Here is a 15306-nt window from a genome sequence, read left to right as displayed (position 1 = left end):
TCCAATTAACACACTTTCAATTTAATTAAAAACAATGGCAAAAGAAGTAGATAAGGTAGTTAAATTACAAGTTAGGGGAGGTGCTGCGAATCCGTCGCCACCGGTTGGACCCGCCTTAGGTGCTGCTGGTGTTAACATCATGGAGTTCTGTAAGCAGTTTAATGCACGTACGCAGGACAAACCAGGTAAAGTATTACCTGTTGTTATCACCGTTTACAAAGACAAATCTTTCGAGTTTGTTGTAAAGACACCACCGGCGGCAGTTCAATTGTTGGAAGCGGCTAAGATTAAAAAAGGATCTGGCGAACCTAACAGGGTTAAATCAGGAAATGTGTCCTGGGATCAAGTAAAGCAAATCGCTGAAGACAAAATGGTCGATTTGAATGCTTTTACGGTAGAATCTGCAATGAGTATGGTTGCTGGTACTGCTAGATCTATGGGACTTAAAGTATCTGGTAAAAGACCTTTTTAAAATCTTAAAGCAATTATAATGGCAAGATTGACTAAAAAGCAAAAAGACGCTTACTCCAAAATAGACAAGAATAAATTGTATTCTTTGGAAGAAGCATCAGCTTTGGTAAAAGAAATAACTAATGTAAAATTTGACGCTTCCATTGACCTTGCAATTCGTTTGGGTGTAGATCCAAGAAAAGCAAATCAAATGGTGCGTGGCGTTGTTACCCTTCCGCATGGAACAGGTAAAGACGTAAAAGTTTTAGCATTGGTGACACCGGACAAAGAGGCAGAAGCTAAAGAAGCAGGCGCTGACTTTGTTGGGTTGGATGAATATTTGGAAAAAATAAAAGGCGGTTGGACAGATGTTGATGTGATTATCACCATGCCAAGCGTTATGGGAAAACTTGGACCACTCGGTAGAGTTTTGGGTCCTAGAGGTTTAATGCCCAATCCAAAAACCGGTACAGTAACCATGGATGTTGCAAAAGCAGTATCTGAAGTTAAGGCCGGTAAGATCGATTTTAAAGTGGACAAAACTGGAATTGTACACGCAGCAATAGGAAAAGCTTCTTTCTCTGCAGATAAAATTGCAGGAAACGCCAAAGAGTTGTTAGATACTTTGGTTAGAATGAAGCCAGCTGCGGCAAAAGGTGTTTATATGAAGAGCATCTATTTGTCAAGTACCATGAGTCCTAGTGTTCAACTAGATCCAAAAGCAGTTTCGTAACTGGTAGTTCAATATTTTAATTATGACAAGAGAAGAAAAAGCAATCGTAATAGAAGATTTGACTGCACAGTTGGCTGATAACGCCAATATTTATTTGGCGGATATATCAGGATTGGATGCTACAACAACTTCTAATCTTAGAAGAGCTTGTTTCAAGGCCAATATAAAACTTGCAGTTGTTAAGAACACCTTGCTTGCAAAAGCAATGGAAGCTTCTGATAAGGAGTTTGGTGAACTTCCTGATGTTTTAAAAGGAAATACATCTTTGATGTTTTCTGAAACGGGAAATGCACCTGCGAAACTTATCAAAAACTTTAGAAAAAAATCAGATAAACCGTTACTTAAAGGAGCTTTTATAGAAGAAGCTGTTTATTTAGGTGATGAAAACCTTGACTCACTTGTTAACATCAAGTCTAAAGAAGAGGTTATTGGAGATATTATCGGATTGTTACAATCACCAGCCAAGAATGTTATTTCTGGACTTAAATCTGGTGGCGGTAAATTGGCCGGTATCCTAAAAACATTATCTGAAAAATAATTCGCGCACAATAAACTAAGTATATTTTAAAAATTTGATTAAACGATAGAAAAATGGCAGATTTAAAAGATTTTGCAGAACAGTTGGTAAACCTTACAGTAAAAGAGGTAAATGAGTTGGCCGACATATTAAAAGAAGAATACGGTATTGAACCTGCTGCTGCTGCAGTAGCTGTTGCTGGCGGTGCTGCTGGTGGTGGTGAAGCTGAAGCCGCTGAGGAAAAATCAGAATTTGATGTAATCCTTACAGCTGCCGGTGGTTCTAAATTGGCAGTAGTAAAACTAGTTAAAGAATTGACTGGTCTTGGATTGAAAGATGCTAAAGACATCGTTGACAGCGCTCCAAAAGCTGTTAAAGAAGGTGTTGCCAAAGATGAGGCAGAAGGTATCAAAAAATCATTGGAAGAAGCAGGAGCGGAAGTTGAGCTTAAATAATAGCTTTTACCATACAAATTTGGTTAAGGTCTTTCCATAATAATGGTTAGGCCTTAGCCTATTTAAGAGGAGTGTATAAAGTCATACACAGCCCAATGTAATATTTCACGATCAAAACTTGTCCATTGATGTTCACAAACACTACTGAAAGAGTAAATTTCGCATCCGCTAAGAACATACCGGAATACCCGGATTTCTTGGACATTCAGATTAAATCGTTTCAAGACTTTTTTCAACTTGAAACCAAATCTGACGAAAGAGGAAATGAAGGTCTCTACAATACCTTCATGGAAAATTTTCCCATTACAGACACAAGAAATCAGTTTGTACTTGAGTTTCTAGACTATTTTATAGATCCACCAAGATATTCCATTCAAGAATGTATAGAGCGTGGGCTTACATATAGCGTCCCGTTAAAGGCACGCTTAAAATTATATTGTACTGATCCAGAACACGAAGATTTTGAGACCATTGTACAAGATGTGTACTTAGGTACCATTCCGTACATGACTCCAAGTGGAACTTTCGTGATCAACGGTGCAGAAAGAGTTGTAGTTTCCCAATTGCACAGATCGCCAGGGGTTTTCTTCGGGCAGTCTTTCCATGCAAACGGAACCAAACTGTATTCAGCCAGGGTAATTCCTTTCAAAGGATCTTGGATTGAATTTGCAACCGATATCAATGGCGTTATGTACGCTTATATTGATAGAAAGAAAAAATTACCGGTAACCACACTTTTCCGTGCCATCGGATTTGAAAGGGATAAAGATATTTTGGAAATCTTTGACCTTTCAGAAGAAGTAAAGGTTTCAAAAGCCGGTCTTAAAAAAGTATTGGGTCGCAAATTGGCTGCCAGGGTGTTGAACACTTGGCATGAAGATTTTGTGGATGAAGATACTGGTGAAGTGGTTTCCATCGAGCGTAATGAGATCATCCTCGATCGTGATACCGTTCTTGAAAAAGAGCACGTGGATGAAATCATCGATGCCGATGTGAAGACGATTCTACTTCACAAAGAGAACAACGCACAGTCTGATTACGCAATTATTCACAATACATTGCAAAAAGACCCTACCAACTCTGAAAAAGAAGCGGTAGAACATATTTATAGACAATTGCGTAATGCCGAGCCGCCAGATGAAGAAACGGCGCGTGGTATTATCGACAAATTGTTCTTCTCCGATCAACGTTACAACCTAGGTGAAGTTGGTCGTTACAGAATGAACAAGAAGTTGCAGTTGGATATTGGAATGGACAAGCAGGTCTTGACCAAGGAAGATATCATTACCATTATCAAGTACCTAATTGAGTTGATCAACTCCAAAGCGGAGATTGATGATATCGATCACTTGTCTAACCGTCGTGTAAGAACCGTAGGTGAGCAGTTGTCCTCTCAGTTTGGTGTTGGTTTGGCCCGTATGGCACGTACCATTCGTGAGCGTATGAACGTTCGTGATAATGAGGTGTTTACGCCAATTGATTTGATCAACGCAAAGACCTTGTCTTCTGTGATCAACTCGTTCTTTGGAACAAACCAGCTATCTCAATTTATGGATCAAACCAATCCATTGGCAGAGATTACACACAAGAGAAGATTGTCCGCACTTGGACCTGGAGGTCTTTCACGTGAAAGAGCAGGTTTCGAGGTTCGTGACGTTCACTATACGCACTACGGAAGACTTTGTCCTATTGAAACGCCTGAAGGACCAAACATTGGTTTGATTTCTTCACTTTCAGTATTTGCCAAGGTTAACCCAATGGGCTTCTTGGAAACACCTTACCGCAAAGTGGAAAATGGTGTTGTTAATACTAAAGAATACACATATTTAAGTGCTGAGGAAGAAGAAGGAATGAAGATTTCCCAGGCCAACATTCCAATGGATGCCAAAGGGAAAATCGAGGAAGACAAAGTAATTGCTCGTGAAGAAGGCGATTTCCCGGTTGTTGACCCATCTGAGGTAAACTACACCGATGTTGCCCCTAACCAGATTGCTTCCATTTCCGCTTCATTGATTCCTTTCTTGGAGCATGATGATGCGAACCGTGCTTTGATGGGATCAAACATGATGCGTCAGGCCGTTCCATTACTTAGACCAGAATCTCCAATTGTGGGTACTGGTTTGGAAAGACAAGTAGCTACAGATTCTAGGGTATTGATCAATGCTGAAGGAGATGGTGTTGTTGAATATGTTGATGCTCAAAAAATCACTATCAAGTATTCTAGATCAGAAGAAGAACGTTTGGTGAGCTTCGAAGAAGATTCTAAAACCTACGAGTTGGTCAAGTTTAGAAAGACCAACCAAGGTACCAGTATCAACCTAAAACCTATTGTCCAAAAAGGCGATAAGGTAAAAAGAGGTCAAGTACTTTGTGAAGGTTATGCAACCCAGAAAGGTGAATTGGCATTAGGTAGAAACATGAAAGTGGCATTTATGCCATGGAAAGGGTACAACTTTGAAGATGCGATCGTGATTTCTGAAAAAGTAGTTCGCGAAGATATCTTCACATCCATACACATTGATGAGTATGCCTTGGAAGTAAGGGATACAAAATTAGGTGCTGAGGAGTTGACGAATGACATCCCTAACGTTTCTGAAGAAGCTACTAAGGATTTGGACGAATACGGTATGATTCGTATCGGAGCCGAAGTAAAGCCTGGTGATATTTTAATTGGTAAGATTACTCCAAAAGGGGAATCTGACCCAACACCAGAAGAAAAATTACTTCGTGCCATCTTTGGTGATAAAGCTGGGGATGTAAAAGATGCTTCACTTAAAGCTTCACCTTCCTTAAGAGGTGTCGTTATCGATAAAAAATTGTTCTCTCGTTCTATAAAGGACAAGCGTAAGCGCTCTGAGGACAAAGAAGCCATCACCAGATTGGAGATGGATTATGAAGTGAAGTTCCAGCAATTGAAGGATGTTCTCATTGAGAAACTCTTTGGATTGATCAACGGGAAAACATCACAAGGTGTAATGAACGATTTGGGTGAAGAAGTACTTCCAAAAGGAAAGAAATACACCATCAAAATGTTGAACTCCGTTGATGATTTCGCTCACTTGATTGGTGGAAGCTGGACAACTGACGATACTACCAATGCTTTGGTTGCCGATTTGTTGCACAACTACAAAATCAAGTTGAACGACATTCAAGGAAACCTAAGAAGAGACAAGTTTACCATCTCTGTTGGAGATGAACTTCCTGCAGGTATCATGAAATTGGCCAAGGTTTACATCGCTAAAAAACGTAAGTTGAAAGTTGGCGATAAAATGGCAGGTCGTCACGGTAACAAAGGTATCGTTGCACGAATTGTTCGTCAAGAAGATATGCCATTCTTGGAAGATGGAACACCTGTGGATATCGTATTGAATCCGCTGGGGGTACCATCACGTATGAACATTGGTCAGATTTACGAAACTGTTCTTGGTTGGGCAGGTTTAAAGCTGGGCAAAAAATACGGAACTCCAATTTTCGATGGGGCCACATTGGATCAAATCAACGAATATACAGATGAAGCTGGAGTGCCAAGATTTGGACACACGCATCTGTATGACGGTGGTACTGGTAAACGTTTTGATCAAGCAGCAACAGTTGGTGTGATCTACATGTTGAAATTAGGACACATGGTAGATGACAAGATGCACGCCAGATCTATTGGACCTTATTCGTTGATCACGCAACAACCATTGGGTGGTAAAGCCCAGTTTGGTGGTCAGCGTTTTGGTGAGATGGAAGTTTGGGCATTGGAAGCTTATGGAGCTTCAGCTACCCTACGTGAAATCTTGACTGTTAAATCCGATGACGTTATCGGAAGGGCCAAGACCTATGAGTCCATTGTAAAAGGTGAGACTATGCCAGAACCTGGATTGCCAGAATCTTTCAACGTATTGATGCACGAACTTAAGGGATTAGGTTTGGATATCAGATTGGAAGAATAGAACAAAATTTAAGCATTTTTAATCATATCATCTCCATAGTATTATGGCTAGAATAAAAGATAATAACGCACCAAAAAGGTTTGACAAAATTTCTATTGGATTGGCTTCGCCAGAGTCTATTTTGGCAGAGTCAAGAGGAGAGGTTTTAAAACCTGAGACCATTAACTACAGAACCCATAAGCCTGAGCGCGATGGGTTGTTCTGTGAGCGTATATTCGGCCCTGTAAAGGATTACGAATGTGCCTGTGGAAAATACAAGCGTATCCGTTACCGCGGAATTGTTTGTGATCGTTGTGGTGTGGAAGTAACTGAGAAAAAAGTACGTAGAGACCGTGTTGGACACATTAATCTTGTGGTTCCAGTTGCGCACATCTGGTATTTCCGTTCACTTCCAAATAAAATAGGATACCTATTGGGATTACCTTCCAAGAAATTGGATATGATCATCTATTATGAAAGATATGTGGTCATACAAGCGGGTGAAGCCAAAGGCCCTGAAGGAGAAGAAATCAACAAAATGGACTTCTTGACGGAAGAGGAGTATTTGAACATCCTTGAAACACTTCCACAAGAAAACCAATATTTGGAAGATTCCGATCCTAACAAGTTCATCGCTAAGATGGGTGCTGAGTGTTTGATTGACTTGTTGTCAAGAATCGACTTGGAAGAACTTTCCTATAGTCTAAGACACAAAGCAAACACTGAAACTTCTAAGCAACGTAAGACCGAAGCCTTAAAAAGACTTCAAGTTGTTGAAGCCTTGCGTGAATCTCAGAATAACCGGGAAAACAACCCAGAGTGGATGATCATGAAGGTTGTTCCCGTTATTCCACCAGAATTGCGTCCATTGGTTCCATTAGATGGTGGTCGTTTTGCAACTTCAGATTTGAATGATCTATACCGTAGGGTAATTATCCGAAACAATCGTTTAAAGCGATTGATGGAAATCAAAGCTCCTGAGGTAATCTTGAGAAACGAGAAACGTATGCTTCAAGAAGCAGTAGATTCACTTTTCGATAATACGCGAAAAGCTTCTGCCGTAAAAACTGAATCAAACAGACCACTTAAATCCCTTTCAGATTCCTTGAAAGGTAAACAAGGTCGTTTCCGTCAAAACCTATTAGGTAAACGTGTGGATTACTCTGCTCGTTCGGTAATTGTGGTTGGACCTGAAATGAAGTTGTACGAATGTGGTCTACCAAAAGATATGGCTGCTGAGCTGTACAAACCTTTCGTAATCAGAAAATTGATTGAAAGAGGTATTGTAAAAACAGTAAAGTCGGCCAAGAAGATTATAGATAAAAAGGAACCTGTAGTTTGGGATATCCTGGAGAATGTCCTTAAAGGACATCCGGTATTATTGAACCGGGCCCCAACATTGCACAGATTGGGTATTCAGGCTTTCCAGCCAAAACTGATTGAAGGTAAAGCAATCCGTTTGCACCCATTGGCATGTACGGCATTTAATGCGGATTTTGATGGCGACCAGATGGCTGTTCACTTACCATTGGGACCTGAAGCTATTTTGGAAGCACAATTGTTAATGTTGGCTTCACAAAATATCTTGAACCCTGCAAATGGTTCTCCAATTACCGTTCCTTCGCAGGATATGGTTTTGGGTCTATACTATATGACCAAGGAGAAAAAATCTACCAAAGAAGAGCCTGTATTAGGTGAAGGATTGACTTTCTATTCTGCAGAAGAGGTAGAGATTGCATTCAACGAAGGAAAAGTTGAATTGAATGCTGGTATCAAGGTTAGAGCTAAGGATTTTAATGAAGAAGGAGAGCTTGTAAACCAAATTATCAAGACTACAGTTGGTCGTGTATTGTTCAACAGTGTTGTACCAGAACAAGCTGGATACATCAATACCGTTTTGAATAAAAAATCCTTAAGAAACATTATTGGGGATATACTTGCTGTTACCGATGTTCCTGCAACCGCAGAGTTCTTGGATAAAATCAAAACCATGGGTTATGATAACGCCTTTAAAGGAGGTCTGTCCTTCAGTCTAGGTGATATTATTATTCCACCAGAGAAGCATGATATGATCAATGACGCCAATGAGCAGGTTGATGGTATTATGATGAACTATAACATGGGACTTATCACCAATAACGAAAGATACAATCAGGTTATTGATGTTTGGACCTCCACTAATGCAATGTTGACAGAGTTGGCTATGAAGCGAATTCGTGAAGACAAACAAGGGTTCAACTCGGTATATATGATGTTGGATTCTGGTGCAAGGGGTTCCAAAGAGCAGATTCGTCAGTTGACCGGTATGCGTGGTTTGATGGCCAAGCCTAAAAAATCGACTGCAGGTGGTGGTGAAATTATTGAAAACCCGATTCTTTCCAACTTTAAGGAAGGATTATCGATTTTGGAATACTTTATTTCGACTCACGGTGCTCGTAAAGGTCTAGCGGATACCGCTTTGAAAACTGCGGATGCTGGATACTTAACAAGACGTTTGGTAGATGTTTCGCAAGATGTGATCATCAATATTGATGACTGTGGTACCTTGAGAGGTATTGAAGTGAAGCCATTGAAGAAGAATGAAGAGGTAGTTGAAACTCTTGGAGAAAGAATTCTTGGTAGAGTTTCATTACACGATGTATACAATCCATTAAATGAGGAGTTGTTGTTGACTGCAGGTCAGCAAATCTCTGAAGCGGATGTGAAAAGAATTGAGGCGGCTCCAATCGAAAGCATTGAAGTGCGTTCAGCATTAACGTGTGAAGCACCAAAAGGAATTTGTGCAAAATGTTACGGTAGAAACTTGGCGACCAATAAAATGGTTCAACGAGGTGAAGCTGTTGGTGTTGTTGCGGCACAATCCATTGGTGAACCAGGAACCCAGTTGACCTTGCGTACCTTCCACGTGGGTGGTATTGCAGGTAACATTTCTGAGGATAACAAACTTGAAGCCAAATTTGAAGGTGTTGCGGAAATCGAAGACCTTAGAACAGTGGTTGGCGAAAACAGTGAAGGCGAAAAGGCCAATATTGTAATCTCCAGAACCTCCGAAATCAAGGTCGTAGACGCCAATACTGGTATAACGCTAAGTACAAATAACATCCCTTACGGTTCACAGTTGTTTGTGAAAAATGGAGCCAAGATCAAACCCGGCACTGTAATTTGTCAGTGGGATCCATATAACGGAGTTATCGTTTCTGAGTTCACTGGGCAAATTGCCTATGAGAATATTGAGCAAGGGGTTACTTATCAAGTGGAGATTGACGAACAGACTGGTTTCCAAGAAAAGGTAATTTCTGAATCTAGAAACAAGAAACTTATCCCAACCCTATTGATCAAGGATGGTAAAGGAGAAACCTTGCGTTCTTACAACTTACCTGTTGGTTCACACATTATGGTGGACGATGGTGATAAGATTAAAGAAGGTAAGATTTTGGTGAAGATTCCACGTAAATCTGCTAAAGCAGGGGATATTACAGGAGGTCTTCCAAGGGTAACCGAGCTTTTTGAAGCACGTAACCCATCCAATCCAGCTGTTGTTTCTGAAATTGACGGTGTAGTTTCCTTCGGAAAAATCAAGCGTGGTAACCGTGAGATAATCATCGAGTCCAAAACAGAAGAGATCAAGAAATACTTGGTGAAATTGTCCAACCAGATTTTGGTACAGGAGAACGATTACGTTCGTGCCGGTATGCCATTGTCTGATGGATCAATTACGCCAGAAGATATCTTGGCCATTAAAGGACCATCTGCAGTACAGCAATATTTGGTAAACGAAGTTCAAGAAGTATATCGACTGCAAGGTGTGAAGATTAACGATAAGCACTTTGAGGTTGTTGTACGTCAGATGATGCGCAAAGTACGTATTGAAGATTCTGGTGACACTACTTTCTTGGAGAATCAATTGGTGCACAAAGATGACTTCATCCGTGAGAATGATGAGATTTTCGGACAAAAAGTGGTTGAAGAAGCTGGAGATTCCGAAAACCTTAAAGCTGGTCAGATTATTTCTGCTAGAGCGCTTAGGGATGAAAATTCAATTTTGCGTAGAGAAGACAAAACTTTGGTTACGGCAAGAGATGCAGTTGCTGCAACGGCAACTCCAATCTTGCAAGGTATTACCCGAGCTTCGCTTCAGACAAAATCGTTCATCTCTGCAGCATCGTTCCAGGAAACCACTAAAGTATTGAACGAAGCTGCTGTAAGTGGTAAAGTAGATACTTTGGAAGGATTGAAGGAGAACGTTATTGTAGGACATAAGATTCCTGCTGGTACCGGTATGAGGGATTACGATAGTATCATTGTAGGATCAAAAGAAGAATACGATGAGATTATGGCCCGAAAAGAGGAATTCAAATTTTAATATACAAACCCTGGCAACTGTCAGGGTTTTCTTTTTTTATTTAAATCGAAATTGATAATGGCCGAGAACGATAAAAATCAGAAGCAGATTAATATAGAACTGGACGAAAAAACAGCTGAGGGGATTTATTCCAATTTGGCGATCATAAATCACTCAGTATCCGAATTTGTTGTGGATTTTATTAGCATGATGCCCGGTGCTCCAAAGGCAAAAGTGAAGAGCAGGATTGTTTTAACCCCGCAGCATGCCAAGAAATTTTTAAAGGCTTTGAGCGATAATGTCTCAAGGTTTGAAAAAGCACACGGGACTATTAAGGACTATGAGCAACCTCCCATTCCTATGAATTTTGGACCTACGGGAGAAGCATAAAACAAAAAAAGCCTGACTATTTAGTCAGGCTTTTTTTGTTAATGAGATTGTGTAGTTAGGACAACCATCCTTTTTCGATACCCTTTTTCGCAATAAGAAGCAACAATACTGCAACCACGATAACCAAAATCGGCATAAAAATGGCCTGATTACCGTATACCTCTATAGTATTACTTAGAAAAAGGCCATAGACAAATTGCGCAAGAACCCCTATTAAGGATATTAAAAATACAGGTTTAGCCCATTTTTTTCGTAGTAAAAGAGCAATACAACCCAACGTTCCGCCAAAAACAGCAATAGCAAATGCCGCGGTAACCCATGCGGGTTGAGCTTCAAAAAGTTCTCGTTGAGCTTGGGTCATTTGCTCTAAATCTTCAATACTAATGTATGCTTGGCCCAAATAGGCCATTACACCCATAATATTCCATAAAAGAGCAATAACACTTACCACCCAGAACCATACAGGTGGTTTATTGGTAGAATCTGCAGTCATAATAATGGTTATTTAGTGATTATAAGGGATAAAGTACAAAAAAAGTAGAAATGTACCTTGTTTTCAATGATTTAGATACCGGCTAAATAATCAAGATTAGTGTTACGCCGTGACCTCCGAAGTAAAGCGCAGCTTTACAGATGGATATTTCTGCTGCGTCATTTGAAGCGAGAATGCCGAATCTGCCAAAAACACCATTTGACCTCGCTTATCTATGGCCAAAAACTTTTGTTTCACCCTTTTAAACTCCTTGAATTCTTCCCCATTTGGGTCCTCTGCATCTACCCAACAAGCTTTGTGGACCGGAAAATTTTCATAAGTACACTTGGCACCATATTCGTGTTCCAATCGATATTGAATAACCTCGTACTGCAGAGCTCCTACAGTTCCAATAACTTTTCTGCCGTTAAGTTCCAATGTGAACAGCTGAGCAACACCTTCATCCATAAGTTGGTCAATACCCTTATAAAGCTGTTTGGCTTTCATGGGGTCGGCATTGTTGATATACCTAAAATGTTCTGGGGAAAAACTTGGAATGCCTCTGTAATGCAATTTTTCACCACTGGTCAAAGTATCTCCAATTTTGAAGTTCCCAGTATCATGCAACCCAACAATATCACCTGGATACGAAATATCAACAATTTCTTTTTTCTCAGCAAAAAACGCATTGGGGCTTGAAAACTTAAGTTTTTTATCTTGTCTAACATGCAGATACGGTTTGTTACGCTCAAACGTTCCTGACACTATTTTGATAAAGGCTAAGCGATCACGATGTTTGGGGTCCATATTTGCATGGATTTTGAAAACAAATCCCGAAAAATCCTTCTCATCCGCCTCAACCATACGTTCTTCAGCCATTTTAGCTCGGGGTGGTGGAGCAATATCCACAAAGCAATCCAACAACTCACGTACACCAAAATTATTCAGGGCCGAGCCAAAAAATACAGGTTGTTGAGTTCCATTTAAGTAAGACGCTTTATCAAATTCAGGATAGACCCCGGTGGCAAGCTCCAAATTATCACGAAGTTCCTCAGCAGAAGCCTCACCAATAATTTTCTCCAATTCTGGATTCTCTATGTCATCAAAAGCGATAGTATCTTCAATATTCTGCTTGCTATTACCACTAAACAGATTTATGTTCTTTTCGTAAATGTTATAGATTCCCTTGAAATCATAACCCATTCCAATGGGAAAACTAAGTGGGGTAACCGAGAGGCCTAATTTTTGTTCAACCTCATCCAATAAGTCAAAAGCATCCTTTCCTTCACGGTCTAATTTGTTGATAAAAACAATCATCGGAATATTACGCATTCGACATACCTCGACCAATTTTTCAGTCTGCTCCTCTACACCCTTGGCAACATCTATGACCACAATTACACTATCAACAGCCGTAAGTGTCCTAAATGTATCCTCGGCAAAATCTTTGTGACCTGGAGTATCAAGAATGTTGATTTTTTTGTCATTGTAGATAAATGCAAGAACGGAGGTCGCGACAGAAATACCCCGTTGTCGTTCAATTTCCATGAAATCACTGGTGGCAGATTTCTTGATTTTGTTGTTTTTAACAGCACCAGCTTCCTGAATGGCACCACCGAACAAAAGGAGTTTTTCGGTTAACGTGGTTTTCCCCGCATCAGGGTGGGATATAATACCAAAAGTTCTTCGCCTTGCTATTTCCTTGTCAAAATCCATCTACAAAATTTCGGCAAAAATAGCGTAATTATCTCTTATTAAATGAATAATGAATATTCTATGCTATTGTTGATATTATGATGACAAAAAACAGGAAAAAACTTGCCCTAAAAACAAAAAAGTAGAGTAATTTTCGCACAGTGGAATTTTTGGTTTTTTACTAGGCCATAATCCTTTTTGTAATACAGTGCGTATAAATAATAGTGGCAAGTAATAACGAAGAATACGCTTTTTGTCGATTAAAATAGGTGATGCACCCTAAATGCACTAATTATGCGTACAAAAGGTGGTCGGTAGTACCAAAGAAAACCACTAAAAGTTAAGAAGAGCCCCATTTTCTTACATGTTCGAGAACGCTCATGCCATGGTGATTAGTTGACCAAAACTATCATTATGGAAAAAATTACTTTCTTAAATCTTAAGAAAAAGCTTTCATATAGTCTTTTTTCATCGGTATTCATTGCCTTTTGTCTATGTATTGCAACTCCGGTTAGTGCAATCAATTCGGAAGCAGATGAATTGTATTATACCGACACCGATGGTGATGGTGTTCCCGATAACAAGGATATAGATTCAGACAACGACGGAATTATCGACACCGTTGAGGATGAAAATTTGGACGGTGATGATTGCTATTGGACCAACCCTACCGATACAGATGGAGATACCATTCCCGATTATTTGGATGTAGATTCCGATGATGATGGAATAATCGATAACATAGAAGCACAACCTACAAATGGATACATCCCGCCCTCAGGTAAGGATGTTGATGGTAATGGGTTGGATGATGCATATGAAGAAACTCCTGGAAGTTGTGGAGGATTGATTCCCGTGGATACCGATTATGACCACGTTCCAGATTATAAGGACATAGACTCAGATAATGACGGAATTCTAGACAATGTTGAAGCACAAACCACATCCGGATATATTCCCCCTTCGGGAAAAGACATGGATGGTAACGGATTGGATGATGCATACGAAGAAACTCCCGGTAGCTGTGGGGGCTTGACTCCTATCGATACGGATGGTGATTATATCAAAGACTTTAAGGATATTGATTCGGACAACGATGGTATTTTAGATAACATTGAAGCCCAAGACCCGGGTTATATTCAGACTCCTTGTGGAATAGATAAGGACAAGAATGGATTGGATGACCATTATGAGTCTTACCCAGGCGCAGGTGAAGGCATCACTCCTATAAATAGTGATACTGACCCGTTACCCAATTTTAGAGATATTGATTCCGATAATGATGGAATTCCAGATAATGTAGAAGGACAAACAACAGCCGGATACGTACCTCCAACTGGAGCTGATGACGATTATGATGGATTGGACAACGCATATGAAGGCACCGGAGACGAAGGAATTGACCCAGAAAATACCGATGGTACGGACATGCCGGACTACCTTGACGATGACAGTGACAACGACATGGTCGCCGACAACAACGAGGGCAACGACTTCAACTTTGATGGCGTACCCGACCAGGCCTTTACGGGCAACGATACGGACAACGACGGTCTTGACGATGGCTACGAGGGCAGTGATGTCAACGACGGCTATGACGTTAACGACGAGATCGACGACCCGGCGACGGACCTTCCCGATACCGATGGCACTGAGGATGTGAACTACCGTGACTTCGATGATGACGGAGACGGCATCGACACCCCTGATGAGGATATCGATGATGACGGAGACCCGACCAACGATGACACGGACGATGACGGCACCCCCGACTACCTGGACCCCGATGGCCCCGGAGACGATACCGACGATGACGGGGTACCGGACAGCGTCGACCTTGATGACGACAACGATGGGATCCTTGACACTGTCGAGGACCACAATATAGATGGGGATGATGACCCCTTGACCGACCCGTTGGACAGTGATGGAGACGGCCGGCCGAACCATTTGGACATAGACAGTGACGACGATGGAATTCCAGATAATATTGAGGCACAGCCCACTGCGACCTATATCGCCCCGAACGATGACGACGAGGCCACCTATGAGGCCAACCAAGGTGTGAACTCTGCCTATATCGGCGGACTGACACCGGAGAATACCGATGGTACGGACATGCCGGACTACCTTGACGATGACAGTGACAACGACATGGTCGCCGACAACAACGAGGGTAATGACTTCAACTTTGATGGCATCCCTGATCAGGCCTTTACGGGCAACGATACGGACAACGACGGTCTTGACGATGGCTACGAGGGCAGTGATGTCAACGACGGCTATGACGTTAACGACGAGATCGACGACCCGGCGACGGACCTTCCCGATACCG

General features: G+C 41.1%; 9 protein-coding genes and 1 pseudogene. 8 read left to right on the top strand and 2 right to left on the bottom strand.

The features are described 5' to 3' along the window. Positions 1 to 34 precede the first annotated feature (34 nt). From rplK to IAG46_RS16710, 7 genes are all read left to right on the top strand, one after another. Positions 35 to 472, top strand: a complete 438-nt coding sequence (gene rplK / locus IAG46_RS16740; RefSeq protein WP_055393631.1) for a 50S ribosomal protein L11 — start codon at positions 35 to 37, stop codon at positions 470 to 472. Positions 473 to 490: 18 nt separating this feature from the next. Beyond that, entirely contained in the window at positions 491 to 1183 is a 693-nt protein-coding gene (gene rplA, locus IAG46_RS16735; RefSeq protein ID WP_190811544.1) for a 50S ribosomal protein L1, read from the top strand. 22 nt (positions 1184 to 1205) lie between these two features. Further along, positions 1206 to 1721, top strand: coding sequence for a 50S ribosomal protein L10 (gene rplJ / locus IAG46_RS16730; RefSeq protein WP_190811543.1), 516 nt, complete (start codon positions 1206 to 1208; stop codon positions 1719 to 1721). Between the two features lie 53 nt (positions 1722 to 1774). Continuing rightward, complete coding sequence (rplL, locus tag IAG46_RS16725; protein WP_190811542.1) at positions 1775 to 2155, top strand: 50S ribosomal protein L7/L12; 381 nt, start codon at positions 1775 to 1777, stop codon at positions 2153 to 2155. Positions 2156 to 2283: 128 nt separating this feature from the next. Continuing rightward, on the top strand, positions 2284 to 6093 hold the full coding sequence (gene rpoB, locus IAG46_RS16720) for a DNA-directed RNA polymerase subunit beta (protein ID WP_190811541.1): 3810 nt from the start codon (positions 2284 to 2286) through the stop codon (positions 6091 to 6093). Positions 6094 to 6136: 43 nt separating this feature from the next. Then, positions 6137 to 10435 (top strand): DNA-directed RNA polymerase subunit beta', encoded by a 4299-nt coding sequence (gene rpoC / locus IAG46_RS16715; RefSeq protein WP_190811540.1) that lies wholly within the window; start codon positions 6137 to 6139, stop codon positions 10433 to 10435. 57 nt (positions 10436 to 10492) lie between these two features. Then, positions 10493 to 10804 carry a DUF3467 domain-containing protein gene (locus IAG46_RS16710; RefSeq protein WP_190811539.1) on the top strand — a complete coding sequence of 104 codons (312 nt, stop codon included), beginning with the start codon at positions 10493 to 10495 and terminating at the stop codon, positions 10802 to 10804. Positions 10805 to 10859: 55 nt separating this feature from the next. Here IAG46_RS16710 and IAG46_RS16705 read toward each other — a convergent pair whose 3' ends face one another. Next, entirely contained in the window at positions 10860 to 11297 is a 438-nt protein-coding gene (locus IAG46_RS16705; RefSeq protein WP_190811538.1) for a hypothetical protein, read from the bottom strand. 102 nt (positions 11298 to 11399) lie between these two features. Next, on the bottom strand, positions 11400 to 12992 hold the full coding sequence (locus IAG46_RS16700) for a peptide chain release factor 3 (RefSeq protein ID WP_190811537.1): 1593 nt from the start codon (positions 12990 to 12992) through the stop codon (positions 11400 to 11402). A 393-nt stretch (positions 12993 to 13385) separates the two neighbouring features. On the opposite strand from IAG46_RS16700, the pseudogene IAG46_RS16695 reads away from it, so the two are divergent. Beyond that, positions 13386 to 15306, top strand: a pseudogene (locus IAG46_RS16695) (gliding motility-associated C-terminal domain-containing protein); the annotation flags it as partial.

This window comes from Flagellimonas sp. S3867, assembly GCF_014698935.1.
In the GTDB taxonomy this organism is placed as follows: domain Bacteria; phylum Bacteroidota; class Bacteroidia; order Flavobacteriales; family Flavobacteriaceae; genus Flagellimonas.
This window is presented reverse-complemented; position numbering and strand designations above follow the sequence as displayed.